General features: G+C 73.6%; 25 protein-coding genes. 18 read left to right on the top strand and 7 right to left on the bottom strand.

What is annotated here, in order from left to right; translation table 11 throughout:
* Window positions 1-14: 14 nt before the first annotated feature.
* The 6 genes from ACFU9E_RS08595 to ACFU9E_RS08620 all read right to left on the bottom strand — a co-directional run bounded on the left by ACFU9E_RS08595 (window position 15) and on the right by ACFU9E_RS08620 (window position 5,278).
* Window positions 15-800 carry a hypothetical protein gene (locus ACFU9E_RS08595; RefSeq protein WP_380682187.1) on the bottom strand — a complete coding sequence of 262 codons (786 nt, stop codon included), beginning with the start codon at window positions 798-800 and terminating at the stop codon, window positions 15-17.
* On the bottom strand, window positions 797-1,957 hold the full coding sequence (locus ACFU9E_RS08600; protein ID WP_380682186.1) for a hypothetical protein: 1,161 nt from the start codon (window positions 1,955-1,957) through the stop codon (window positions 797-799). The genes ACFU9E_RS08595 and ACFU9E_RS08600 overlap by 4 nt, the downstream gene beginning before the upstream one ends.
* Window positions 1,958-2,090: 133 nt before the next feature.
* A complete protein-coding gene (locus ACFU9E_RS08605; RefSeq protein WP_380682185.1) occupies window positions 2,091-2,867 on the bottom strand; it encodes a Crp/Fnr family transcriptional regulator in 777 nt (258 codons plus the stop codon).
* Between the two features lie 189 nt (window positions 2,868-3,056).
* Complete coding sequence (locus ACFU9E_RS08610) at window positions 3,057-3,842, bottom strand: VOC family protein (protein WP_380684397.1); 786 nt, start codon at window positions 3,840-3,842, stop codon at window positions 3,057-3,059.
* A 126-nt stretch (window positions 3,843-3,968) separates the two neighbouring features.
* A complete protein-coding gene (locus ACFU9E_RS08615; protein ID WP_380684398.1) occupies window positions 3,969-4,607 on the bottom strand; it encodes a TIGR03085 family metal-binding protein in 639 nt (212 codons plus the stop codon).
* Window positions 4,608-4,639: 32 nt separating this feature from the next.
* Entirely contained in the window at window positions 4,640-5,278 is a 639-nt protein-coding gene (locus tag ACFU9E_RS08620) for a hypothetical protein (RefSeq protein WP_380684399.1), read from the bottom strand.
* Between the two features lie 166 nt (window positions 5,279-5,444).
* Between ACFU9E_RS08620 and hisI the strand changes: the two genes are divergently transcribed.
* From hisI to ACFU9E_RS08705, 17 genes are all read left to right on the top strand, one after another.
* Window positions 5,445-5,816: a phosphoribosyl-AMP cyclohydrolase gene (gene hisI / locus ACFU9E_RS08625; protein ID WP_380684400.1), complete on the top strand. Its 372-nt coding sequence runs from the start codon at window positions 5,445-5,447 to the stop codon at window positions 5,814-5,816.
* A gap of 56 nt (window positions 5,817-5,872) precedes the next feature.
* Window positions 5,873-7,387 carry an anthranilate synthase component I gene (locus tag ACFU9E_RS08630; protein WP_380684401.1) on the top strand — a complete coding sequence of 505 codons (1,515 nt, stop codon included), beginning with the start codon at window positions 5,873-5,875 and terminating at the stop codon, window positions 7,385-7,387.
* Between the two features lie 55 nt (window positions 7,388-7,442).
* Window positions 7,443-7,889, top strand: coding sequence for a hypothetical protein (locus ACFU9E_RS08635; protein WP_380684402.1), 447 nt, complete (start codon window positions 7,443-7,445; stop codon window positions 7,887-7,889).
* A gap of 20 nt (window positions 7,890-7,909) precedes the next feature.
* On the top strand, window positions 7,910-8,551 hold the full coding sequence (locus tag ACFU9E_RS08640) for a TIGR02234 family membrane protein (protein WP_380684403.1): 642 nt from the start codon (window positions 7,910-7,912) through the stop codon (window positions 8,549-8,551).
* Window positions 8,552-8,734: 183 nt separating this feature from the next.
* Window positions 8,735-8,983, top strand: coding sequence for an HGxxPAAW family protein (locus ACFU9E_RS08645; protein ID WP_355361615.1), 249 nt, complete (start codon window positions 8,735-8,737; stop codon window positions 8,981-8,983).
* Between the two features lie 80 nt (window positions 8,984-9,063).
* Entirely contained in the window at window positions 9,064-9,513 is a 450-nt protein-coding gene (locus ACFU9E_RS08650; RefSeq protein WP_380684404.1) for a DUF2752 domain-containing protein, read from the top strand.
* 193 nt (window positions 9,514-9,706) lie between these two features.
* Entirely contained in the window at window positions 9,707-10,513 is an 807-nt protein-coding gene (gene trpC / locus ACFU9E_RS08655; RefSeq protein WP_380684405.1) for an indole-3-glycerol phosphate synthase TrpC, read from the top strand.
* Window positions 10,514-10,523: 10 nt separating this feature from the next.
* Window positions 10,524-10,673, top strand: a complete 150-nt coding sequence (gene trpM / locus ACFU9E_RS08660) for a tryptophan biosynthesis modulator TrpM (RefSeq protein ID WP_344337432.1) — start codon at window positions 10,524-10,526, stop codon at window positions 10,671-10,673.
* Window positions 10,674-10,728: 55 nt separating this feature from the next.
* Window positions 10,729-11,988: a tryptophan synthase subunit beta gene (gene trpB / locus ACFU9E_RS08665; protein WP_380684406.1), complete on the top strand. Its 1,260-nt coding sequence runs from the start codon at window positions 10,729-10,731 to the stop codon at window positions 11,986-11,988.
* A 2-nt stretch (window positions 11,989-11,990) separates the two neighbouring features.
* Window positions 11,991-12,800, top strand: coding sequence for a tryptophan synthase subunit alpha (gene trpA, locus ACFU9E_RS08670; RefSeq protein WP_380684407.1), 810 nt, complete (start codon window positions 11,991-11,993; stop codon window positions 12,798-12,800).
* A gap of 228 nt (window positions 12,801-13,028) precedes the next feature.
* Window positions 13,029-13,322 (top strand): hypothetical protein, encoded by a 294-nt coding sequence (locus ACFU9E_RS08675; RefSeq protein ID WP_380684408.1) that lies wholly within the window; start codon window positions 13,029-13,031, stop codon window positions 13,320-13,322.
* A gap of 120 nt (window positions 13,323-13,442) precedes the next feature.
* On the top strand, window positions 13,443-13,904 hold the full coding sequence (locus ACFU9E_RS08680; protein WP_355361603.1) for a MauE/DoxX family redox-associated membrane protein: 462 nt from the start codon (window positions 13,443-13,445) through the stop codon (window positions 13,902-13,904).
* Between the two features lie 68 nt (window positions 13,905-13,972).
* On the top strand, window positions 13,973-14,836 hold the full coding sequence (locus ACFU9E_RS08685) for a DsbA family protein (RefSeq protein WP_380684409.1): 864 nt from the start codon (window positions 13,973-13,975) through the stop codon (window positions 14,834-14,836).
* Window positions 14,837-14,989: 153 nt separating this feature from the next.
* Window positions 14,990-15,973, top strand: coding sequence for a prolipoprotein diacylglyceryl transferase (lgt, locus tag ACFU9E_RS08690; protein ID WP_380684410.1), 984 nt, complete (start codon window positions 14,990-14,992; stop codon window positions 15,971-15,973).
* 169 nt (window positions 15,974-16,142) lie between these two features.
* Window positions 16,143-16,865 (top strand): VIT1/CCC1 transporter family protein, encoded by a 723-nt coding sequence (locus tag ACFU9E_RS08695; protein WP_355362093.1) that lies wholly within the window; start codon window positions 16,143-16,145, stop codon window positions 16,863-16,865.
* Window positions 16,866-17,342: 477 nt separating this feature from the next.
* Window positions 17,343-21,944, top strand: a complete 4,602-nt coding sequence (gltB, locus tag ACFU9E_RS08700) for a glutamate synthase large subunit (RefSeq protein WP_380682062.1) — start codon at window positions 17,343-17,345, stop codon at window positions 21,942-21,944.
* On the top strand, window positions 21,937-23,397 hold the full coding sequence (locus ACFU9E_RS08705) for a glutamate synthase subunit beta (protein WP_380682048.1): 1,461 nt from the start codon (window positions 21,937-21,939) through the stop codon (window positions 23,395-23,397). The genes gltB and ACFU9E_RS08705 overlap by 8 nt, the downstream gene beginning before the upstream one ends.
* Window positions 23,398-23,541: 144 nt before the next feature.
* On the opposite strand, the gene ACFU9E_RS08710 is transcribed toward ACFU9E_RS08705, so the two are convergent.
* The gene (locus ACFU9E_RS08710) at window positions 23,542-24,405 is read right to left on the bottom strand and encodes a hypothetical protein (protein WP_380682049.1); all 864 of its coding nucleotides are present in this window, start codon (window positions 24,403-24,405) and stop codon (window positions 23,542-23,544) included.
* A 302-nt stretch (window positions 24,406-24,707) separates the two neighbouring features.
* Here ACFU9E_RS08710 and ACFU9E_RS08715 point away from each other — a divergent pair, with 302 nt between their 5' ends.
* Window positions 24,708-25,574: a helix-turn-helix transcriptional regulator gene (locus ACFU9E_RS08715; protein ID WP_355361593.1), complete on the top strand. Its 867-nt coding sequence runs from the start codon at window positions 24,708-24,710 to the stop codon at window positions 25,572-25,574.
* Window position 25,575: the final 1 nt, after the last annotated feature.

Genomic DNA, 25,575 nt, shown 5'->3' on the forward strand with positions numbered 1-25,575 from the left:
CTGCCCGGGCCCGGCTACTTGAGGGCGAGCAGCACGGACAGCAGGACCACCAGCAGGCTCAGGACCGCGATGACGCCGAGCGCCGGGCCGCCGAATCCCGCAGGGACTCGCCCGCCCGGACCAGCAGCCGGCCGGTGCCCATCAGGGCCCGGCCGGTGCTCGTCAGGGCCCGGCCGGTGACCGCCATCAGCAGGTCGGCGGTCACCGGGGGGCCCGGTGGGCGCGGCTGGTCCGGTGGGCCCTCCGGGGCCGGCGGTCCCGGCTGGAAACCGCACGTCGGCGACGTGCAGCGGCTCCTCGCGGGTCATGCGGTCCAGGACCACCAGCCGCAGCGGCTCGCCCTCGGCCGGGTCGTTCGTCGTGCCCGGGAAGGGGCGGGCCGGGCGCTTCGGGTCGTCGGCCAGGAAGTACTCCCGGACGGCGCCGCCGACCCGCTCGTGCACCGCGTCGAAGTACTCGGCGCCGGGCGCCCGGGCGGGCCGCTCGAGCAGGACCACGCCCTCGGTCAGCGGGGCCGCCCGGCTGCCGCTGCGGGCCCACTCGCCCGGCTGTCCCACCTCCGCCGCCTTCAGCGGGACCACCCGGTAGAGCAGCCAGAGGGTGGCGCCGTCGGAGCCGGTCACCTCGCGCAGGTAGGCGTGGTCGCCCGGTTCGCCGGAGGCGGAGTCGCCGAGCAGCGCGGTCTGCCGGCGCGCGACCAGCACGTCCGGCGCCGCCGCGACCGCGAAGCCGCCGGTCGGGGTGCAGACGATGGCGAACGGCCAGGCCGTCCGGCGCGGGGCGGCAACCGGGGCGCTCATGCCGAGGCCCCCCGCAGGTCGAGCCGGGAGCCGGGGTACTCGTCCTCGAACTCCTGCAGCCGGGCCTGGAACGCCTTGACGATCCGGGTCAGCGCCTCCTGGTCGGTGGTCGCCTGCTCGACCTCCCGGCGCAGCGCGGCGGCGTCCTCCTCGATCCGCTTCCCGATGCCGCGCTCCCGGTCCTGGACGAAGGCGACGAACGCTCCCAGGAAGTCCTCGCCGAGCGCCTGCAGCACCGGTGCCTTCGCCGCCCGCACCCGGAGGAAGGCCCTGATCAGCGGCAGCGTGCCGGTGACCCCCTGGAGCAGGCGCTGCCGCCGCTCCAGGGCGCCGTTGCTCTTCAGGGCGCCGGTCCGCCGGGCCTCGGTGAACTCCTGCAGCGCGGTGACGAAGAGGTCCACCACGACGGCCATGAAGGGCAGTTCCACGTTGAGCGGGACGGCCCGCGCGCCGGGCGTCTTCACCACGATCCCGTTCTCGTCGAGCCGGGCGAAGCCGAGCCCGACGGCGCTGACCGGGATGAGCCGGACGATCCCGGAGTCGCCCTGGGTGGCGCGCCGGGCGGCGACGAAGTTGCGGAACTCGGCCACGGCGTGCAGCCCGTCGGCCACCTGCCCGAGCGTGTACCCGGCCGCGGCCAGCAGGTCCCACTTGGTGACGACGATGTGCACCACGCCGGTCTCGTTCTGGTTGACGACGTTGAGGATCGGCCGCAGCTCGCTGAGCAGCAGCGGGTCGCCGGCCAGGAACCTCAGCACCTTCTCGCCGTCCAGCAGGAGCAGCAGGAACCGGGAGGTCTTGAGCAGCGCGTCGACCTTCTGGAAGGCCTCCGACCGCTCGTCGCCGTGGGTGAGCAGCTCGCCCGCGTAGTCGGCGTAGGAGACCGCGAACGGGTGCAGCACCCGGCGCCGGGTGGTCCGGACGTCGCAGGTGAAGTCCCAGGTCGGGAAGTCCGCGACGAAGGTCGGCAGCGGCCAGTCGCCGGGGCCGACGGCCTGCTCGTAGACGTGGTTGAGCCGTTGCGACTGGCTGAACGGCAGGGTGACCGAGAAGCCGAGTTCCGGGTCCTGCTGGGAGAGCCTGGCGAAGAGGCCGGCGAGGTAGACGGTCTTGCCGGAGGACCGTGGGCCCACCACGGTCACCGGGATCGAAGACATGAGTGCCCTTTCCGTACGAGCGGTCCGCACACGAGTCCCGCACGGGCGGGGCCCGCGCGTAGTAGAGCGCCCGGGGCGGTGGCCGGAACCCGTCGCAGGACGGGTTCGCGGACTTCGCAAGGTTTCCGTGATCTCAGGACGGCCCCGGCTCCCCGCCGGCGACCTCCAGCAGGCCGGGCAGGGAGAGCACGGTGGTGCTGCGGCGGCCGAGCCGGAGCAGGCCGCGGTCGGCCAGCTCGTGCAGGGCGTGGTGGACCCGCCGCTCCCCGGCGCCGATCATGGCGCCCAGCTCGACCTGGGTCAGCCGGGGGTGGATGGTGATGCCGACGCCGCGCGGACCGGTGGTGCCGTACCGCTGGGCCAGGTCGGCGAGGTCGTGGGCGAGCCGGTTGACCACCTGTTCGGAGGCGAGGCCGACCAGGCGGCGGGTGGTGGTGCGGCCGCGGTGCACCAGGCAGCGGCTCAGCGCGATCCCCGCCACCGGGTGGGTGCCGAGCCAGCGCAGCCACTCGGGCTGGGCGATCCGGCGGACGGTGACCGGGCCGGCGGCGGTCACGGTGGCCGAGCGGGGCCGGCCGTCCAGGGCGGCGGCCTCGCCGACGACGTCGCCGTAGGCGCGGACGTCCAGCAGGACCGGGGTGCCCGCGGCGTCCTCGACCGTGGCCTTGGCGAAGCCGGTCAGCAGGAGCAGGACGAAGCCGCCGCGGTCCTGGTCGAGGATCAGCGTCTCGTCGGGGCCGTGGCTCCGGCGGGTGCCCAGCCGCAGGACGTCCTGCTCGGCGGCGAACGCGGCGGGGGAGCCGTCCCGGCGCAGTTCGGCGAGCAGCGTGCCCGCGGGCCAGCCCCGGGCGGGCGGCCGGCCGGGGTCGTCGTGGAGTCGGTTCGCTTCGGGCGGCTGCGCCGGTCTCAACCCGCGGTCCTCCGCTGGACGGTGGGGTGGTCTGCTGGGGCGTGCCCGAGCGAGGCTAGCGCAGCGCCGGGGGGACGGGAAGGCCGGTGGCGGCCCGGCGCCGGCACCCGTCCGGATCGTCAACTGCCCCTCGCTGAACGGGACATGACGATCGGACGGGTGCCGGCTCCGGGGTGCCTTCGCGGGCTCTCAGGACTCCTTCGGGGGTTCGCCCTTGATCAGGGCGAACGGGGCGCCGAACGGGTCGGCGAGCCAGGCGATCCGGCCGACGTCCGGGACGTTCTCCGGCCCCATCAGCACGGTGGCGCCGGCGCCGGTGGCCCGGGCGACCACGCCGTCCACGTCCACGGCGCCGAAGTACGGCGTCCAGCTCGGCGGCTGGGCCTCGCCCATCACCGGGGCGATGCCGCCGAACGCGGTGCCCCGCAGGTCGCCCTCGGCGGGGGAGAGCACCTTGTACGTCATGCCGGGTGCGGGGAAGTCCTCGGAGCGCCAGCCGAAGACCTTCCGGTAGAAGGCGAAGCCCGCGTCGACGTCACTGGTGTGCAGCTCGGCCCAGATCAGCGCGCCGTCCTCGGAGACGACGTCCAGGCCGGTCACCGTGCCGGGCTGCCAGAGCGCGAAGTCGGCGCCCTGCGGGTCGGTCAGCTGGGCCATCCGCCCGGCGTCCATCACGTCCATGGCCGGGACCCGGACGGTGCCGCCGGCCTGCGCGACGGCCTTGCCGGTGGCCTCGGCGTCGGGCGTGCGGAAGTACGTCGTCCAGGCCGAGCGCGCGCCCTCCTCGGTGAGCGGGCCGACGGCCGCGGCCGTCTTCCCGTTCAGCTGGAGGAAGCCGTAACCGCCGGCCTCCGGGCCGGCGGACCGGAAGGTCCAGCCGAAGACCGTCCCGTAGAAGGTGGCGGCGGCGGCCGGGTCCGGGCTGCCGAGGTCGATCCAGCAGGGGGAGCCGGCGGGGAAGTCGGTGGTGAGCATGGTGTCGCGTCCCTTCGGGGGAGGGAGACGGGAACGACGGGCGGGGCCGGGCGGCGGCCCGCCCGGCCTCTGCCATCTGCGAGTCTGCACCCCGCCGGTGACATCCGCAGCCGGGACCGCCCCCGGCTACGGGATCGGCAGGGCGTGGCGCAGGGCCTCGACGGCGTCCTCGGGGCCGTCCACCGTCAGCTCGGCGCGGGCGCCGCGGCCGAAGGCGAAGAGCACCAGCTCGCCCGGCTCTCCGGTGATCCGCACGGTCGGCATGCCGGCCGGGCCGACGGTCAGGCTCCGGCCGTCCGGGTGGCTCAGCTGCAGCCGCACGGGGGAGCGGCGGCCGGCCTCCAGCCGGGCGATCAGCGGGAGCCGGCGCCAGAGCGCCTCGGCCCGGCCGGGCGGTGCGGGCCGAGGCCCGGGGCCTTCGCCGGCGCGGGCGACGTCCTCGGCGTGCACGTAGTACTCGACGGTGTTGGCCGCCTCGTCCGCGCCGGGCAGCGAGAACAGCGAGAGCACCGGCGGTCCGGAGCGGAACATCCGGACCAGCTCCTCGTAGGGCCGGTCGGCGTACGACTCCTGCACCCGGTGGGTCCAGCCGGCCAGCGGACCGACCCGGATGCCCGCGGCGGCGTCCGGCCGCCGCTCGCGGATCACCAGGTGGGCGGCGAGGTCCCGGGTGGACCACCCGGCGCAGAGGGTGGGCGCGTCCGGTCCGGCGGCGGCCAGCAGTTCGGCCAGGCGGTGGCGCTCGGCGAGGGCGTGGTTCGACATGCCCTCAGCCTAGGCGTCCCGCTGACGGGGGTTCAGCGCAGCTGCCCGGTGAGCTTGGTGGAGCCGGGCCGGTTGCTCGCGGTCAGGATGCAGGTGTAGTCGCGCCAGCCCTGCTGGTAGAAGGAGAAGTTCGGGCCCACCGGGTAGCTGTAGTACGGCCCGCCGCCGCCCTGCCGGGCCTCGGCGGCGGCCTGCGCCTCCTTGCAGCCGTCCCGCATCGCGTTGCCGATCTGGTAGTCGCCGGACAGCCCCTCCGGCAGCAGCTGGTCGGCGACGGCCTCGCCGTCGTGCTTCTCCTCGCAGGGGCGGGCCTCCGGCTTGGTGACCGTCTTGCTCAGCTGCGGGTGGTCCAGGCAGGCGCCGACGGTGAAGAAGCTGTACGGCACCGCCTTGCTCGGCGTGGGCGTCGGCGTCGGGGTGGGCGTCGGCGTGGGGGTCGGGGTGGGCGTCGGCGAGGCCGTGGTGGGGGTGGGCGGCGGCGGCTTGGGCGCCGGGTCGTCCGCGGGCCACAGCAGGACCGTCGCCACCACCGCGAGCAGGACCGCCAGCACCGCCGCGACGGCGATCAGCAGGCCCCGGGACGCCCGGGCGTCGGAGGTGCCCCCCGGGCGGGGGCGGTCGTCGTCGCCCGGCGGCTCGGCGGGGTCGGCGGCGCGCTGCTCGGAGGTCATGACCATGAGAATGGCGCAGAACCGGGCCGCCCGGCAGGCGGTTGGCACAACTCGTTCGATCGGATGGTCGGTCCGGCGCCCCGGGGACCGTCCGCCGCTGTTCACGGCCGCGGCCGCGATCCGGACGGCGGCCCGGCCGCCCGGACCGGGCTGACACAATGGCCCCATGTCCACCACACCCGCCGCCCCCGCTTCCACCGCCCTGGCCGCCGAGATCGCCGCCCGCCTCAAGCGCACCGAGGACGGCCTCCTCCCGGCGATCGCGCAGCAGTACGACACCGGCGAGGTGCTGATGCTGGGCTGGATGGACGACGAGGCGCTGCACCGCACCCTCACCACCGGCCGCTGCACCTACTGGAGCCGCAGCCGCCGCGAGTACTGGGTGAAGGGCGACACCTCCGGCCACGTGCAGCAGGTCAAGTCGGTCGCGCTGGACTGCGACGGCGACACCCTGCTGGTCAAGGTCGACCAGACCGGCGCGGCCTGCCACACCGGCGACCGCACCTGCTTCGACGCCGACGTGCTCCCGCTCGGCTGACCGACCGCCCGGCCGACCACCCCCTTCCGCCCCTCCGTCGTAAGGTGCCGCACGCCATGGACCTCGAAGCCTTCCGCAAGCTCGCCGTCGACACCCGGGTCATCCCGGTCACCCGCAGGCTCCTCGCGGACGGCCTCACCCCGATCGGCCTCTACCGCAGCCTCGCCGACGAGCGCCCCGGCACCTTCCTGCTGGAGTCCGCCGAGCAGGGCCGCAGCTGGTCGCGCTACTCCTTCGTCGGCGTGCGGTGCGCCGCCACCCTGACCGCGGCCCCGGACGGCGGCGCCCGCTGGCTCGGCGCCCCGCCGGTCGGCATCCCCACCGACGGCGACCCGCTGGAGGTGCTGCGCGCCGCGCTGCGGGCCCTGCACACCCCGCGCCACCCCGACGACGGCCTGCCCCCGCTCACCGGCGGCCTGGTCGGCTACCTCGGCTACGACGTGGTCCGCCGGCTGGAGAAGCTGCCCGACCTCAACCCGGACGACCTGAAGCTGCCCGAGCTGACCCTGCTGCTCGCCACCGACCTCGCCGTGCTCGACCACGCCGACGGCACCGTGCTGCTGATCGCCAACGCGGTCAACCACAACGACCTGGCCAGCGGGGTGGACGAGGCCTACGCGGACGCCGTCGCCCGGCTCGACGCGATGGAGGCCGACCTGCTCAAGCCGGTCGACCCGGGCCTGGCCACCTTCACCCCGAGCGGCCCCGGCGAGGTCCGCTCGCCGTTCGGCGGGGAGCCGTACCGGGCCGCGGTGGAGGAGATCAAGGAGCGGATCCGGGCCGGCGAGGCGTTCCAGGTGGTGCCCTCGCAGCGGTTCGAGGCGCCCTGCCCGGCCTCCGCGCTCGACGTCTACCGGGTGCTGCGCACCACCAACCCGAGCCCGTACATGTACCTGTTCCGCTTCCCCGGCCCGGACGGCGGCGCCGAGGGCGGCTTCGACGTGGTCGGCTCCAGCCCGGAGGCGCTGGTCAAGGTCACCGACGGCGCGGCGATGCTGCACCCGATCGCCGGCACCCGGCACCGCGGCGCCACCCCGCACGAGGACGCCGAGCTGGCCGCCGAGCTGCTCGCCGACCCCAAGGAGCGGGCCGAGCACCTGATGCTGGTCGACCTCGGGCGCAACGACCTCGGGCGGGTCTGCGAGCCGGGCAGCGTCGAGGTCGTCGACTTCATGCAGATCGAGCGCTACAGCCACGTCATGCACATCGTCTCCACGGTGACCGGCAAGGTCGCCGAGGGGCGGACCGCCTTCGACGTGCTGACCGCGTGCTTCCCGGCCGGCACCCTCTCCGGGGCTCCCAAGCCGCGGGCGATGCGGATCATCGAGGAACTGGAGCCCACCCGCCGCGGCCTGTACGGCGGCTGCGTCGGCTACCTGGACTTCGCCGGGGACTCCGACACCGCGATCGCCATCCGCACCGCCGTGCTGCGCGACGGCACCGCGTACGTGCAGGCCGGCGCCGGCGTGGTGGCCGACTCCGACCCGCACGGCGAGGACACCGAATGCCGCAACAAGGCCGCCGCCGTCCTGCGCGCGGTGGCCACCGCGAATACGCTGCGTAGGCCGTAGGACCGCCGGTCCCCGCGCGGGTCGCGGGGGCCGCCGCAGCGGAAGGGACAGCAGGATGCCGGAGGCGCAGCGGCGGATCGTGACCTCCGCCAGGGAGCAGCTGGTGCGGCAGCCGGGCGGCCACGGCGGCGTCCTCGCGGACGTGCGGCTGGACGGGCAGCCGGCCGCGCTGGTGCTGCTCGCCCCGGGGGCGGTGCCGGACCCCGCCGGGCACTACCGGGCCGGGGACGCGCTGGTGGTGCTGGACGTGCTCCCGGCGCCGGAGCCGGCCGGGCGCCACCGGTTCCACGCCGCCGCGGGCGTCCCGCTGTACGTCGTGGTGGACCCGCGGGAGGGCGTCTGCACGGTGCACAGCCGCCCGCTGCCCGGCGCCGGGTACCGGGAGGCGGAGCGGGTGCCCTTCGGGAACGATCTCTTCCTGCCGCTGGGGGAGCGCACCTTGGTGCTGGAGACGGGCGGTTTCCCGGTCGAGCCGCCCACCCCGGGTGCGGTGGCGGGGTGAGGGCGGGGGACACTGGTGCGGTGAGCGCTGAAGCCCCTACCGACGCCGTACCCCCCGCCCCCGCCGCCGCTCCCGCGCCCGCCGCGCGGGCCGGACGGCGCACGCTGGGGGTGATGCTGCTGCTCACCGTGCTGGGCGCGGTGCTGGTCCTGACCGCCGCCGGCCGGGTCTGGGCCGAGGGTACGGCGGGGACCCTGGAGGTCTCCGTCACCGGCGGGAAGATCTCCGAACTGCCCGCCGGGCTGGCGCTGGTGGCGCTGGCGGCGGCGGTGGCGGTGTTCGCGGTGCGCGGCGCCGGCCGGCTCGCGGTGGGGGCGCTGACCGTGCTGGCCGGGCTGGGCGCGGCGGCCGCCGCGGCGGCGGGCGCCGGGGACACCGCCGCGCTGGACGCGGAGGCGGCCCGCAAGCTGGCGCTGACCGGCTCGGCCGCGACCGGGGTCTCGCACACCGCCTGGCCGTGGGTGGCCCTGCTGGGCGGGCTGCTGCTGGCGCTGGCCGGGCTGCTGACCGCCCGGTACGGGCGCGGCTGGCCGGCCATGGGCAGCCGCTACGAGGCGCCGACCGGCAAGGCGGCGCCGGCGAAGCGGCGGGCCGCCGCCGCGGAGAGCCCGGCGGACCTGTGGAAGGCGCTGGACCGGGGCGAGGACCCGACGGCGGGCTGACCGGACGGACCGCCGCGCGCCGAGCGTCGACGCGCCGGGCCCGACTGTGACGTGATAGACCCGGCACCCCCTTTGGGGCGTGCTTGTGTGGCCCGGCACAATGGAGACGTCAAGTGGGACACGTCAACCCGTGAGGGGCCGAGCAGGCCCGGTCGGGCCCCGAGAGCGTAGGAGCACCATCCGATGGCAGCAGCAGCACACGGCCACAACCCCGCCGCCTGGACCGGCGTGACCATCTCGTTCCTCGGCTTCGGCATCGCCGGCGTTGCGATGATCCTCCCGTCGGTGCTGCTGACCTGCGCCGGCCTGGCGGTCGTCCTGCTCGGCGGCGTGGTCGGCAAGGCCATGTCGATGGCGGGCATGGGCAAGCAGCCCAGCACCATGGTCTACACCCCCGAGGAGCAGGCCGCGCTGGCCGCCGCCTCCGCCTGATCGAACGGCACCTCGCGTGAACGGCGGCCCGCGGGCCGCCGTTTCGCTTCTCCCGCCCGGGCGCCCGGGCGGGCACAATCATGGGCGTGAACGCCGCCCCCGCCCCCACCGCCGCCCGGCCCTCCGCGCCGCGCCGGCTGGTGCCGCCGCTGTCCGCAGTGGCCGCCGTGGCCATTCCCACCGGGTACGTCGCCACGGTGGACCCGAACGTCCCCGGGCACTACCCCGACTGTCCCTTCCTGGCGGCCACCGGCTGGTGGTGCCCCGGCTGCGGCGGGCTGCGCTGCGTGCACGCGCTGACCCACGGGGACCTCAGCGGAGCGCTGCACGACAACGCGGTCGCGGTGCTGCTGTTCGCCGTGCTGGGGGTGCTCTGGGTGCGCTGGCTCTGGGCCGCGCTGCGGGCCCTGCCCGGCCCCGGGCTCGCGCTGGGGGCCCGGCGCTGGGTGCTGGTGGGGCTGCTCGTCCTGGTCTTCACGGTGGTCCGCAATCTGCCGGTCGGCGCGGGCCTGGCACCGCCCCCGGTCTGACCGTTCCGGTGGTGGTGGCGGTGTGAAGCCGCAGTTCGCGGCGGTCGCCGGGGGTCCGTTCCGTGAGACGCGCGCCGGGCGGATGCGCCGTGCGCTCCCCCGTGCCGATACCATCGAAGGGCCGGAGGTCCGCTAGGCCGTCCGGCTCCTCGCCAGCGGGACCAGGACTGGCAGACATGATGGGGGCGCCCGAGTGAGTGTGCTCGACTCGATCGTCGAAGGGGTCCTGGAGGACCTCGCCGAGCGGCAGGCCCGGGTCTCGCTGGACGAGCTCAAGGAGCGCGCCGCCAAGGCCCCGGACGCCAAGGACGGCGTGGCCGCGCTGCGCGGCGACGGTGTCCGGGTGATCTGCGAGGTCAAGCGCTCCAGCCCGTCCAAGGGCGCGCTGGCCGCGATCGCGGACCCGGCGTCGCTGGCGATCGACTACGCGGCCGGCGGCGCCGCCGCGATCAGCGTGCTGACCGAACAGCGCCGCTTCGGCGGGTCGCTGGCGGACCTGGACGCCGTCCGGGCCGCCGTGGACACCCCGCTGCTCCGCAAGGACTTCATCGTCACCGCCTACCAGCTGTGGGAGGCCCGGGCGCACGGCGCGGACCTCGCGCTGCTGATCGTCGCGGCCCTCGAACAGCCGGCCCTGGTGTCGCTGATCGAGCGGGCCGAGTCGATCGGCCTCACCCCGCTGGTCGAGGTGCACGACGAGGAGGAGATCAAGCGCGCGGTGGACGCCGGCGCGCGGATCATCGGCGTCAACGCCCGCAACCTCAAGACCCTCGAGGTGGACCGCAACACCTTCGGCAACGTCGTCCACGCGATCCCGGACGGCATCGTCAAGGTCGCCGAGTCCGGGGTGCGCGGCCCGCTCGACGTGATCTCCTACGCCAACCTGGGCGCGGACGCGGTGCTGGTCGGCGAGTCGCTGGTGACCGGCAAGGACCCGCGGGCCGCGGTGGCCGACCTGGTCGCCGCCGGTGCCCACCCGGCGATCCGGCACAAGGACTGATCCCGCCGCCATGAAGATCGCCACCCGACTCGCTCCCGGCTGCCGCCCGCGCGGCTGCCGCGCGCCCGCACGCCGGGTGCTGGGGCGGCGGGTGCGGTACGTCATCGGCTGCGAACCCGGGCAGGTGCCGGGGCGGCGATGGCGCGAGACGTCCGGCTGAGCGCAGCCGACAGACGTCACCGTCAACCGTCGTCATCTTCCCGAGGGACTTCACCATGTCCGAACGGTCCGACAAGGACTACCTGCCCGGCGCCGAGGTGCCGGACGCGCGCGGCTACTTCGGCGCGTACGGCGGCCGCTTCATCCCGGAGGCGCTGGTCGCCGCCGTGGAGCAGGTCGCCGAGGAGTACGAGAAGGCCAAGGCCGACCCGGCCTTCACCGCCGAGCTCGACGCGCTGCTCAAGGACTACACCGGCCGCCCCAGTCCGCTGACCGACGTGCACCGGTTCTCCGCCGAGGCGGGCGGCGCGCGCATCCTGCTCAAGCGCGAGGACCTCAACCACACCGGCTCGCACAAGATCAACAACGTGCTGGGCCAGGCCCTGCTCACCAAGCGGATGGGCAAGACCCGGATCATCGCCGAGACCGGCGCCGGCCAGCACGGCGTGGCCACCGCCACCGCCTGCGCCCTGTTCGGCTTCGACTGCACCATCTACATGGGCGAGGTCGACACCCAGCGCCAGGCGCTGAACGTCGCCCGGATGCGGATGCTCGGCGCCGAGGTCATCGCCGTGAAGTCCGGCAGCCGCACGCTCAAGGACGCCATCAACGAGGCGTTCCGCGACTGGGTCGCCAACGTGGACTCCACCCACTACCTGTTCGGCACCGTGGCCGGCCCGCACCCCTTCCCGATGATGGTCCGCGACTTCCACCGGGTCATCGGCGTGGAGGCGCGCGAGCAGGTGCTGGAGCGCACCGGGCGGCTGCCCGACGCCGTGGTCGCCTGCGTCGGCGGCGGCTCCAACGCGATGGGCATCTTCCACGAGTTCATCCCGGACGCCGGGGTGCGGCTGATCGGCTGCGAGGCGGCCGGCGAGGGCGCCGAGACCCCGCGGCACGCGGCCACCCTCACCAAGGGCGACCCGGGCGTGCTGCACGGCTCGCGCACCTACGTCCTGCAGGACGAGGACGGCCAGACCATCGAGTCGCACTCGATCTCGGCGGGCCTGGACTACCCGGGCGTCGGCCCGGAGCACGCCTGGCTGAAGGACACCGGCCGGGCCGAGTACCGCCCGGTCACCGACGACGCCGCCATGCAGGCGCTGCGGCTGCTGTCCCGCACCGAGGGCATCATCCCGGCCATCGAGAGCGCGCACGCGCTGGCCGGCGCCCTGGAGCTGGGCCGCGAGCTCGGGCCCGAGGCCACCATCCTGGTCTCGCTCTCCGGGCGCGGCGACAAGGACATGCACACCGCCGCCGAGTACTTCGGCCTCTACGACGAGCCGGGCGCCGGCTCCGCCCACGGGGGTAAGTGACCATGGCTTCGAAGCTCAGTGGCATCCTGGCCGCCGCCGAGGCGGAGGACCGCGCCGCGCTGATCGGCTACCTGCCGGCCGGCTTCCCGTCCGTGGACGGCGGCGTGCGGGCGGTCAACGCGCTGATCGAGGGCGGCTGCGACATCGTCGAGGTCGGCCTGCCGCACTCCGACCCGGTGCTGGACGGCCCGACCATCCAGACCGCCGACGACATCGCGCTGCGGGCCGGCGTGCGGATCAAGGACGTGCTGCGCACCGTCCAGGAGGTCGCCGCCGCGCACCCCGCCGCGGCGGTGCTGGTGATGACCTACTGGAACCCGGTGGACCGGTACGGCGTCGCGCGGTTCGCCGCCGACCTGGCCGCGGCCGGCGGGGCGGGCTGCATCCTGCCGGACCTGCCGGTGGAGGAGTCCGAGGAGTGGCGCAAGGCGGCCGGGGAGCACGGTCTGGACACCGTGTTCGTGGTCGCGCCGAGCAGCAAGGACAAGCGGCTGGCCGAGGTCACGGCGGCCGGCAGCGGCTTCGTGTACGCGGCCGCGGTGATGGGCGTGACCGGCAGCCGGGCGCAGGTCGGCGACCTCGCCGAGGACCTGGTCGCCCGGACCAGGGCCACCACCGAGCTGCCGGTCTGCGTCGGCCTCGGGGTGTCGACCCGTGAGCAGGCCGCGCAGGTGGCCGGGTTCGCGGACGGCGTGATCGTCGGCTCGGCGTTCGTGCAGCGGATCCTGGACGCCGACGGGGACGAGGAGGCCGCGCTGGCGGCGGTGCGTTCGCTGGCCGGTGAGCTGGCGCAGGGCGTGCGCCGGCGGTAGGACCGCCCGCCACGGCTCGTCCGGCGGCCCGTCACCCCTTTGCCGGGGGTGGCGGGCCGCCGTCGTTCCCGGACCCGTTCGACGCCCGTCCGGTCAACCCGCCGACCCGAACGGGTGAACAGTGGCGGGCACGCGCACCAGCGGTGGTTGGGCCGCGTTGAGTGGAGGGACGAGTGCACCTGCCACGTGCCCGGTGCCCGGGGGCGAGCGAGCGGAAGGGGTCGGCCGATGCCCGGTCTTCAGCGAGCCGTGCTGCTGCGGGCGGCCGCGGCCGCGCTGGCGCTCGGCGCCGCGCTCGGGGCGCAGAGCGCGGTCGGGCCGGCGCTGGCCAGGCGGGGGGTGGAGCGGGCCGAGCGGGACGCCCAGGTGTGCGCGGAGGCGGTCCGGCTGGAGGCGGTGGCCCGGGCCGGCCGCTCGGCCGCCCGGGGCCGGCCGGAGTTCGCCGCCCCGGACCGCTCCGCCGCCGTCCGCCGCGACCTGGGGTGGCCGCCCGGCTGCGGCCCCGACCACCCGTTAGGGTGAAATGCCCTCAGAGTGTCTTAACCTTCACTCTTTTGGCTTAACTCGGAAATCAGGAGGAACCCGGCGTCCCCACGAGCGGTTCATAGGGGCGTGACGGTGTTTCCCGAGGGGGTTGTCCGGATGGCCGGGCCGGCGACTGAGTGGATCGGCACGGCCGCCCGGCTCGGCCTGGCCGTGGTCTGGGGCTGGGCCGGGCTGGCGAAGATCGCCGACCCGGCGGAGGCCGCCCAGGCGGTGCGCGCGTACGAGATCCTGCCCGAGTCCCTGGTCAAACCGGTGGGCCACGGGCTGCCCTTCCTGGAGCTGGCGCTCGCCCTGCTGCTGGTGATCGGCCTGGGCACGCGCCTGGTCGCGGCCGTCTCGGCGGTGCTGCTGCTCGCCTTCATCGGCGGGATCACCTCCGCGTGGGCGCGCGGCATCTCGATCGACTGCGGCTGCTTCGGCGGCGGCGGGGCGGTCGACGCCTCGCAGACCGAGTACCTGCAGGAGATCCTGCGCGACACCGGGTTCCTGCTGCTGGCCGGCTGGCTGGTCTGGCGGCCCCGTACGAAGTTCTCCGTGGACGGCTGGCTGGCCGGCTGAGTGCCGGCTCCGCCGTCCCGGTCCCACCCACCGCACCCCCACCCCCCGAACCTGGAATTCCAAGGCTGATGAGCGAGAAGAACCGAGAAGGCAAGCGCACCGCCCGTGAGCGGATGCTGGCGGAGCGGGCCGAGGACGAGGCCCGCGGCCGGCGGAGGAAGAAGCTGATCATCGGCGGTGTGGCGCTCGCGGTGATCGCCGCCGCGGTGGTCACCGGCGTGGTGGTGCAGGACCAGCGCTCCACCCCGGAGACCCCCACCGCCGTCCCGGCCGGCACCATCGGGGACAAGAACCTGGTCGTCCCGGTGGGCTCGGACAACGCGCCGTCCGTCCTCACCGTCTACGAGGACCCGCGCTGCCCCGCCTGCGGCATCTTCGAGCGGGAGTTCTCGTCCACCGTCAGCCAGCTGGAGGACGCGGGCAAGATCTTCACCAATTACCACATCGTCTCGTTCATCGACCGGGCCGTGCCGGGCAAGGGCTCCAAGTACGCGGCCAACGCGCTCGGCTGCGCCCAGGACGCCGGGCACTTCCGCGACTACCACGACGTGCTGTACCGCAACCAGCCGGACGAGACCAACGACGCCTTCGGGAACAAGGCCACCCTGATCAACCTCGCCAAGCAGGTCGACGGCCTGGTCACGCCGACCTTCGAGGCCTGCGTCAACGACCTGAAGTACAGCGGATGGGTGTCCGCCGTGCAGCAGGACTTCGACAAGTCCAGCTTCAAGTCCACGCCGACCGTGCTGCTCAACGGGCAGCCGATCTACCCGAAGTTCAACAACGAGGAGATCACCCCGGCCAACCTGGTGAAGTGGGTGGACGCGGCCAACCAGGGCAAGCAGCTGGGCACCCCCGGCACCCACGGCCAGTCCCCGGCGCCCACCAGCACCACCTCGGAGGCCAACAACCCCTCGCCGAACGCCGGCTGAGCGGGCGCGTACGCTGCGGGGTGGCCGCCGCCCCCTCCCCGTCCGGAGGGGGCGACGGCGGGCCGTGCTCCGGGCCCGCGCCCCGATCTGTGCCCGACTGTGACCGCCGGGGTGTCCTGGACGGGCCGTCGACCCTGTAGCGTCGGAGCTGCCATGGATATCGCCTACATTCCCAGCCCGTCGCGGGGTGTCCTGTACCTCGGACCGATCCCGCTGCGCGCCTACGCCTTCTGCATCATCCTCGGTGTCGTCGTCGCCGTCTGGCTCGGCAGCAAGCGCTGGGTCGCCCGGGGCGGTGGCCGGCACACCGTGGGTGACATCGCCGTCTGGGCCGTGCCGTTCGGCCTGGTCGGCGGCCGGCTGTACCACGTGATCACCGACAACCAGCTCTACTTCGGCGAGGGGAAGAACCCCTGGAACGCCCTGAAGATCTGGGAGGGCGGCCTCGGCATCTGGGGCGCGATCGCGCTGGGCGCGGTCGGCGCCTGGATCGGCGCCCGCCGCCGCGGCGTCCCGCTGCCCGCGTACGCGGACGCCATCGCGCCGGGCATCGTGCTCGCCCAGGCGCTCGGCCGCTGGGGCAACTGGTTCAACCAGGAGCTGTACGGCCGGGAGACCACCCTGCCGTGGGGCCTGGAGATCACCAAGACGCTGCCCAACGGCGAGGTCGTCACCACGATCCACCACCCGACCTTCCTCTACGAGTCGCTCTGGTGCGTGGGTGTCGCGCTGCTGGTGATCTGGGCGGACAAGCGGTTCACCCTGGGCCACGGGCGGGCCTTCGCGCTGTACGTGGCCGGGTACACGGCGGGCCGGTTCTGGACCGAGTGGCTGCGGGTCGACGAGGCGCACCACATCCTGGGCCTGCGGCTGAACGACTGGGTGGCGATCCTCGTCTTCCTCGGGGCCGTCGCGTACTTCGTGATCGTCGGGAAGAAGCGGCCCGGCCGGGAGGACCCGGCGAGCATCGATCCGATGGCGAGCGCCGAGGCACGGGTCGGGGAGCCCGCCGACGCGCCGTCCGACGAGCCGGGTGACCTGCCGAAGGCCGAGCGGGACGCGGAGCCCGCCGCCGGCGCCGCGGAGTCCGGCGCCAAGCGCGACAAGCTGGAGAAGGGCGCCAAGAACCCGGCCTGACCTGCGCCGACCCCTGCTCCCGGCCGCCTCCGCACCCCGTGCGGAGGCGGCCGAAGCCATGTTCGGACAGCCTAACTTTGCTGGAAGTGCCCAGCTCAAGAGGGTTACGGTCAGTCAGTAAGGCGATCTGACCAATGGACGGAGGGGAACGGCCGTGACTGCGACCGCCCTGGAACACGAGGCCGGGCACCAGCCCCGGATACCCGCCGCGGGGCACCACCGGGACGTCAACGGCGGCTGGCTGCGGCCGGCGGTGTTCGGTGCGATGGACGGCCTGGTCTCCAACTTCGCGCTGATGACCGGCGTCGTCGGCGGCGCCGTCTCCACCAGCACCGTGGTGCTCACCGGCCTCGCCGGGCTGGCGGCCGGCGCCTGCTCGATGGCGGCGGGCGAGTACACCTCGGTGGCCTCCCAGCGGGAGCTGGTGCAGGCCGAGATCGAGGCCGAGCGGCTGGAGCTGCGCCGCAACCCGCACGGCGAGCTGGCCGAGCTGGCCCAGCTGTACGTCGAGCGCGGGGTGGATCCCGAGCTGGCCCACGAGGTGGCGCGGCAGCTGTCCGCCGACCCGGAGCAGACGCTGGAGATCCACGCCCGTGAGGAGCTCGGCATCGACCCCAACGACCTGCCCTCGCCGTGGGTGGCGGCCGGGTCCTCCTTCGTCTGCTTCGCGGTGGGCGCGTTGCTGCCGCTGCTGCCGTACCTGCTGGGTGCGACCTCGCTGCTGCCGGCGCTGCTGGTCGCGGCGGCCGGGCTGTTCGTCTGCGGTGCGGTGGTGGCCCGGGTGACCGCGCGCAGCTGGTGGTACAGCGGCCTGCGGCAGCTGGCGCTGGGCGGTGTCGCGGCAGCGGTGACCTACCTGCTGGGCGTGCTGATCGGCGGGCAGGTCGGCTGACGCCGGACGGGTCGATGGGGCGAGCGACCGAGGGGCCGGAGGGACTGGCGGGCCGGGTCGGCCGGGCACTGTGCCGTTGCATTGTTATGCGCCCGAACGGGTGAGCTTGCACACATGGCCGCCCGGCTGGACCTGGCCTTGTCTCGCCATATGGGCCCATTCGCCGAGGAATCGCATCCGCGGATCGATTTCCGGGCTGGAATCGCAGGCCGCATTGATCGACTCCGATGGCCGGGGGATCCGGCCCCTGTTTCAGCCCCTGGAGCGCCGGGCACAATCGTCGGGACGTGCGGTGTGGCACGTTCCCTCATCACCCCCGTGACCTGCGGGTCCGTCCGCGATGTGGACGCTTTTTTCCGCTTCCCGGGGTCTTCGGCATCATGTAACGTGCGTGCCTCAATCGCATCAGGGCCAGCGTCGTCCCTACTGCACCAGTTTCGAAAGACGACGACGGGAGAGCCGATGCTGTCTGCATCCATGCACTCCGCCAACGAGCCCCAGGCCGGCGCCGCCCGCCCGCCGTACGCGCTCGTTCCGGATGCGCGACCTGCTGCTCAGGGCCTGTACGACCCGCGAAACGAGCACGACGCCTGTGGCGTCGGATTCGTCGCCACGCTGACCGGCACCGCCGACCACACCGTCGTCGAGCAGGCGCTGACCGTCCTGCGCAACCTGGAGCACCGCGGCGCCACCGGCGCCGAGCCGGACTCCGGTGACGGCGCGGGCATCCTCACCCAGATCCCGGACGCCTTCCTGCGCGCCAACGTGGCCTTCGAGCTCCCGGCGGCCGGCGGCTACGCGGTGGGCATCGCCTTCCTGCCCGACGCCGACGACGAGGACGCCGCCGCCGTCGCCCGGATCGAGGCGATCGCGGACGAGGAGGGCCTGACCGTCCTCGGCTGGCGCGACGTCCCGGTCACCCCCGACCTGCTGGGCGCCACCGCCCGCGGTGTCATGCCGCGCTTCCGCCAGCTCTTCCTGGCCGGCGAGGGCAAGACCGGCCTGGCGCTGGACCGGGTCGCCTTCGTGGTCCGCAAGCGCTCCGAGCGCGAGGCCGGGGTCTATTTCCCCTCGCTCTCCGCGCGCACCATCGTCTACAAGGGCATGCTGACCACCGGCCAGCTGGAGCCCTTCTTCCCCGACCTGTCGGACCGGCTCTACGCCTCCGCGCTCGGCCTGGTGCACTCGCGCTTCTCCACCAACACCTTCCCGAGCTGGCCGCTCGCCCACCCGTACCGGTTCGTCGCGCACAACGGCGAGATCAACACGGTCAAGGGCAACCGGAACTGGATGACCGCCCGGGAGTCCCAGCTCGCCACCGACCTCATCCCCGCCAACCGCAACGGGCAGGGGCTGGAGCGGATCTTCCCGATCTGCACCCCGGACCACTCCGACTCGGCCTCCTTCGACGAGGTCCTGGAGCTGCTCCACCTCGGCGGCCGCTCGCTGCCGCACGCCGTGCTGATGATGATCCCGGAGGCGTGGGAGAACCACGCCACGATGGACCCGGCCCGCCGCGCGTTCTACCGGTACCACTCCAACCTGATGGAGCCCTGGGACGGCCCGGCCTGCGTCACCTTCACCGACGGCATCCAGATCGGCGCCGTGCTGGACCGCAACGGCCTGCGCCCGGCCCGCTACTGGATCACCGAGGACGGCCTGGTCGTCCTCTCCTCCGAGGTCGGCGTGCTCGACATCGAGCAGACCCGGGTGGTCAAGAAGGGCCGGCTGCAGCCCGGCCGGATGTTCCTCGTCGACACCGCGGAGCACCGCATCGTCGAGGACGAGGAGATCAAGTCGGCGCTGGCCGCCGAGCACCCCTACGAGGAGTGGGTGGAGGCCGGGCAGATCCAGCTCGCCAAGCTCCCCGAGCGCGAGCACATCGCGCACACCCACGCCTCGGTCACCCGCCGCCAGCAGACCTTCGGTTACACCGAGGAGGAGCTGCGGGTCATCCTGGCGCCGATGGCCAAGACCGGCGCCGAGGCACTCGGCTCGATGGGCACCGACTCGCCGATCGCCGCGCTGAGCGAGAAGCCGCGACTGCTGTTCGACTACTTCGTGCAGCTGTTCGCGCAGGTCACCAACCCGCCGCTGGACGCGATCCGCGAGGAACTGGTCACCTCGCTGCTGTCCAACCTCGGCCCCGAGGGCAACCTGCTGGCCGCCGAGGCCGCCGCCTGCCGCTCCGTCGGCATCACCTTCCCGGTGATCGACAACGACGAGCTGGCCAAGCTGGTCCACGTCAACGCGGACGGCGACCAGCCCGGGCTCAAGGCCGTCACGCTGTCCGGCCTGTACAAGGTCGCCGGCGGCGGCGAGGCGCTGGCCGCCCGGCTCGCCGCGATCGCCGCCGAGGCCGACGCGGCGATCGCCGACGGCACCCGGATCATCGTGCTCTCCGACCGGCACTCGGACGCCGAGCACGCCCCGATCCCCTCGCTGCTGCTCACCTCGGCGATCCACCACCACCTCATCCGCACCAAGCAGCGCACCCGGGTGTCGCTGCTGGTCGAGGCCGGTGACGTCCGCGAGGTGCACCACGTCGCGCTGCTGATCGGCTACGGCGCCGGCGCGGTCAACCCGTACCTGGCCATGGAGTCGGTCGAGGACCTCGTCGCCCAGGGCACCTTCCTGACCGCGATCGAGCCCGAGAAGGCGATCAAGAACCTGATCAAGGCGCTCGGCAAGGGCGTGCTCAAGGTGATGTCCAAGATGGGCATCTCCACCGTCGCCTCCTACCGCGGCGCGCAGGTCTTCGAGGCCATCGGCCTCTCCCGGGAGCTGGTGGACGCCTACTTCGCCGGCACCACCACCAAGCTCGGCGGCATCGGCCTGGACGAGATCGCGAAGGAGACCGCCGCCCGGCACGCCAAGGCCTACCCGGCCTCCGGCATCCCGGCCGCGCACCGCGCGCTGGAGATCGGCGGCGAGTACCAGTGGCGCCGCGAGGGCGAGCCGCACCTGTTCGACCCGGACACCGTCTTCCGGCTGCAGCACTCCACCCGCAACCGCCGCTACGACGTCTTCAAGCAGTACACGGACCGGGTGAACGAGCAGTCCGAGCGGCTGATGACGCTGCGCGGCCTGTTCAAGCTCGACGCGCTCGGCCGCACCCCGGTGCCCGTCGAGGAGGTCGAGCCGGTCTCCGAGATCGTCAAGCGCTTCTCCACCGGCGCCATGTCGTACGGCTCGATCTCGCTGGAGGCGCACGAGACCCTGGCGATCGCGATGAACCGCCTCGGCGGCAAGTCCAACACCGGTGAGGGCGGCGAGGACCCGGACCGCCTGTACGACCCGGAGCGCCGCTCGGCGATCAAGCAGGTCGCCTCCGGCCGGTTCGGCGTCACCTCCGAGTACCTGGTCAACGCCGACGACATCCAGATCAAGATGGCCCAGGGCGCCAAGCCCGGCGAGGGCGGCCAGCTGCCCGGCCACAAGGTGTACCCGTGGGTCGCCAGGACCCGGCACTCCACCCCGGGTGTCGGTCTGATCTCGCCGCCGCCGCACCACGACATCTACTCGATCGAGGACCTGGCGCAGCTGATCCACGACCTCAAGAACGCCAACCCCGAGGCCCGCATCCACGTGAAGCTGGTCTCCGAGGTCGGCGTCGGCACGGTCGCGGCCGGCGTCTCCAAGGCGCACGCGGACGTCGTGCTGGTCTCCGGCCACGACGGCGGCACCGGCGCCTCGCCGCTCACCTCGCTCAAGCACGCGGGCGGCCCCTGGGAGCTCGGCCTCGCCGAGACCCAGCAGACCCTGCTGCTCAACGGCCTGCGCGACCGGATCGTGGTGCAGACCGACGGCCAGCTGAAGACCGGCCGCGACGTCGTCATCGCCGCCCTGCTGGGCGCCGAGGAGTTCGGCTTCGCGACCGCCCCGCTGGTGGTCTCCGGCTGCATCATGATGCGCGTCTGCCACCTGGACACCTGCCCGGTCGGCGTCGCCACCCAGAACCCGGTGCTGCGCGAGCGGTTCTCCGGCAAGCCCGAGTTCGTGGTCAACTTCTTCGAGTTCATCGCCGAGGAGGTCCGGGAGATCCTGGCCTCGCTGGGCTTCCGCTCGATCGAGGAGGCCGTCGGCCACGCCGAGCACATCGACGCCGAGGCCGCGGTCGACCACTGGAAGGCCGCCGGGCTCGACCTCGCCCCGCTGTTCCACGTGCCCGAGCTGCCCGAGGGCGCGGCTCTGCACCGCACCACCACGCAGGACCACGCGCTGGACAAGGCCCTGGACAACCAGCTGATCGACCTGGCCCAGGACGCCCTGGAGAACGGCGACGCCGTCCGCATCCAGCTGCCGATCCGCAACGTCAACCGGACCGTCGGCACCATGCTCGGCCACCAGGTGACCAAGCGGTACCGCGGCGAGGGCCTGCCGGAGGGGACCATCGACGTCACCTTCACCGGCTCGGCCGGCCAGTCCTTCGGCGCCTTCGTGCCGCGCGGCATCACGCTGCGCCTGGAGGGCGACGCCAACGACTACGTCGGCAAGGGCCTGTCCGGCGGCGTGATCGTGGTCCGCCCGGCCCGTGACGCGGCGGCGATCGGCAACGACGCGCAGAACCACGTCATCGCCGGCAACACCATCGGCTACGGCGCCACCGACGGCCGGATCCACCTGCGCGGCAAGGCCGGCGAGCGGTTCGCGGTCCGCAACTCCGGGGCCACCCTGGTGGTCGAGGGCGTCGGTGACCACGGCCTGGAGTACATGACCGGCGGCCGGGTCGTCGTCCTCGGCGAGACCGGGCGCAACCTGGCGGCCGGCATGTCCGGCGGCATCGCCTACGTGCTGGACCTGCGCCCGGCGAACGTCAACAGCGGCATGGTGGGCATCGAGGCCCCCGACGCCGCCGCCCGCGAATGGCTGCGCGAGACCGTGCAGCAGCACTACGAGGAGACCGGCTCCACCGTGGCGGCCGAGCTCCTGGCGGACTGGGGCAGCGGGGTCTCCCGCTTCTCCACGATCATGCCGACCGACTACAAGGCAGTGCTCGCCGCCAAGGACGCCGCTGAGCGCGATGGCCTCTCCGAGGCCGAGACCACTCGCAAGATGATGGAGGCGGCACGTGGCTGACCCCAAGGGCTTCCTGACCACGCCCAAGCAGCTGGCCGAGCGGCGTCCGGTGGACGTGCGCCTGCGCGACTGGAACGAGGTCTACGTCGAGCGCAGCCTGCTCCCGATCATCACCAAGCAGGCCGGGCGCTGCATGGACTGCGGCATCCCGTTCTGCCACAACGGCTGCCCGCTCGGGAACCTCGTCCCCGAGTGGAACGACCTCGCCTACCGGGACGACTGGAAGGGCGCGATCGAGCGGCTGCACGCGACCAACAACTTCCCGGAGTTCACCGGGCGGCTCTGCCCGGCGCCCTGCGAGTCGGCCTGCGTGCTCGGCATCAACCAGGACGCGGTGACCATCAAGAACGTCGAGGTCACCATCATCGACAAGGCCTGGGACCGCGGCGGGGTCACCCCGCAGGTGCCGGAGCGGCTGTCCGGCAAGACGGTCGCCGTGGTCGGCTCCGGGCCGGCCGGCCTGGCCGCCGCCCAGCAGCTCACCCGGGCCGGGCACACCGTGGTGGTGTACGAGCGGGCCGACCGGATCGGCGGCCTGCTGCGGTACGGCATCCCCGAGTTCAAGATGGAGAAGCGCCACATCAACCGCCGCATCGAGCAGATGCGCGCGGAGGGCACCCGGTTCCGCACCGGCGTGCACGTCGGCGAGGACGTCACCGGGCAGCAGCTGCGCGAGCGCTTCGACGCGGTGGTCGTCGCCGCCGGCGCCACCACCGCCCGCGACCTGCCGGTGCCCGGGCGCGAGCTCAAGGGCGTCCACCAGGCCATGGAGTACCTGCCGCTGGCCAACAAGGTGCAGGAGGGCGACTTCGTGGAGTCGCCGATCAGCGCCAAGGGCAAGCACGTCGTGGTGATCGGCGGCGGCGACACCGGCGCGGACTGCGTCGGCACCGCGCACCGGCAGGGGGCGGCCTCCGTCACCCAGCTGGAGATCATGCCGCGGCCCGGCGAGGACCGGCCGGCCAACCAGCCGTGGCCGACCATGCCGATGACCTACAAGGTCACCTCGGCGCACGAGGAGGGCGGCGAGCGGATCTACTCCGTCTCCACCACCCACTTCAGCGGCGACGAGGAGGGCAACGTCCAGCAGCTGCACCTGGTCGAGGTGGAGTTCAAGGACGGGAGGTTCGAGCAGGTGCCGGGCACCGAGCGGGCCGTCCCGGCGCAGCTGGTCACCCTGGCGATGGGCTTCACCGGGACGGACGTGAAGAACGGTCTGGTCGAGCAGCTGGGCGTGGACCTCGACGCACGCGGTAATGTGGCCCGGGACGGCCGCTTCGCCACCAATGTCGATGGCGTCTACGTCTGCGGTGACGCGGGACGAGGCCAGTCCCTGATCGTCTGGGCCATCGCGGAGGGCCGTTCGGCCGCCGCGGCGGTCGACACCTACCTGGGCGGCAAGACCCCGCTGCCCGCCCCGATCCGGCCGACGGACCGCCCGCTGGTGGTCTGATCCGGTCCAGGTAGCCCGGCACCGCACTGCCGGGTCGTACCGAGCCGCACCCCGTCAGCGTCGCCGGGCCACCGCGGTCCCTGGCGCCTGCCCACATCCCCGACCAGTTTGGGGGCAGGCGCCTTTCGCGTTCCCGGGGGCGGGTCAGTCCTCGGGGAAGAGGATGGGGCGGCCGGCGAGATTGAGGACCACGCGGTCGCCCACGGGACGGGCCGAGCGGAACCGGACGTCCTCCAGGAACCCCGGGGGTTCGCAGTCGGCCGGCCGGTCGACGCGGCCGACCAGCACCAGGACGTCGGCGGTCTCGTACACCTCGCCCGGAAGGAGACGGGCGCAGCGCCGCAGGTGCACCGAGGCCTCCAGCCGCCGTTCGCCCTCACGATGCGCGTAGTCGGTGTCGGTGACCCAGGCGGGGAGGGTGTCGTCCTCCCGGGTATGGGGGCCCGGCGGTGCCTGGGACTCCACGGCGGCGACGGCGTAGGGCTCGTCGAGGCCGGCGAACCGGAACTCCCAGACCGGGACCGTCGCCGTTCCGCGGCTGGTGCGCTGGGGCCGGGTCGCGGGCCGGACCTCGGTGACGGTGAGCACGGTGTTGCAGGGCTCTCTGGTGCAGGGGTCGTCGCGGTAGCGGACGAGGTTCTCGTAGGCGACGCGCGGGTCGGTCAGCGGCAGAGCTGTGGACGTCCCGTCCGGGAAGGAGACCGTCCCGGTGCCGCGGGATGGCGGGAACCCGGCCGCGAGATCGATCCGGTCGCCGAGGAAGGCCGCGAAGGTGCCGTCGTCGGAGAAGTCCCTCGGCAGCCAGTATTCCGCCTCCAGGCTCGGGTAGTAGCCGGTGCGCCAGATCCGCTCGGTCTCGGAGCCGGGCCAGGCCTCGGCCACCTGACGGGCCATCTCCAGGGCCCTGCCGGCGGGGACCAGGACGTCGGCGGGGGCGGTGGAGGAGTCACCGGGGAGGAGGAGCACGGCGAGCAGGACCACGGCGGCGGTGCGAAGTCGTCTCAGCACATTGTCGGGGACGCCCGGAGGCGTGCCCGGGTTGCGTCAACGGTTGTCGGTTCCGGCCGAGTTGCGGCTCCCACGGGCACACCGGGGGGCTGGGGATGTGCATGGCGACGGCGGGGGACTAGAGTGCGTTCCGGGGAGCTACGAGTCGGCTACCGCGCGTATCCGGACGGCGGGCGTCCGGGCGGTCACGGCGGCGGCCGACGGCTCCGTCGAGGGTGTTCCGAGGACTGTTGTTTGTCGGTCCCTGATGGAAGACTGCGGCCGACGGCCGGGGGGCTGCCGAGGTGTGGAGGGTTGAGGCGATGGGTGCGACTCAGGCGGGTGGTGGTGCCACCGTGCGGCGTCTGCTGCTGGGGTCGCAGCTGCGAAGGCTCCGGGAGGCCCGGGGCGTCAGCCGGGAGGAGGCCGGGTACTCGATCCGGGCCTCCGAGTCGAAGATCAGCCGGATGGAACTCGGCCGGGTCGGCTTCAAGGAGCGCGACGTCGCCGACCTGCTGACGCTGTACGGGGTCGACGCGGAGCCGGAGCGGGCCTCGGTGCTGGGGCTGGTGCGGGCGGCCAACGCGACGTCCTGGTGGCACGGGTACGGAGACGTCCTGCCGGGCTGGTTCCAGAACTACCTGGGCCTGGAGGAGGCCGCCACCGAGATCCGCAGCTACGAGGTGCAGTTCGTCCACGGGCTGCTGCAGACCGCCGACTACGCCCGGGCCGTGATCACCCACGGCGGGCACGTCACCGAGCCCGCCGAGATCGAGCGGCGGGTGGAGGTGCGGCTCAAGCGCCAGGAGGTGCTGAGCGCCGAGCGGGCGCCGCGGCTGGTCGCGGTGCTGGACGAGGCCGTGCTGCGCCGGCCCTGGGGCGGGCCGGAGCTGATGCGGGCGCAGGTCGACCGGCTGCTGGAGCTGACCGAACTGCCGAACGTCGAGTTCCAGGTGATGCCGCTGGGCTTCGGCGGGCTGCGCGCGGAGGGCGGGGCGTTCTCGGTGCTGGCCTTCGACGAGCAGGAGCTGCCGGACATCGTGTACCTGGAGCAGTTCACCACCGCGCTGTACCTGGACAAGCCGGCGGAGGTCGCCGAGTACGCGGGGGCGATGGACGGTCTGGTGGCGGACAGTCTCTCTCCCGAGCGGACACGAGAACTTCTTCGCTCGGTACGCCAAGAGCTCTGAC

The sequence above is a fragment of the Kitasatospora sp. NPDC057595 genome, assembly GCF_042800875.1.
Taxonomy (GTDB): Bacteria; Actinomycetota; Actinomycetes; order Streptomycetales; family Streptomycetaceae; genus Kitasatospora.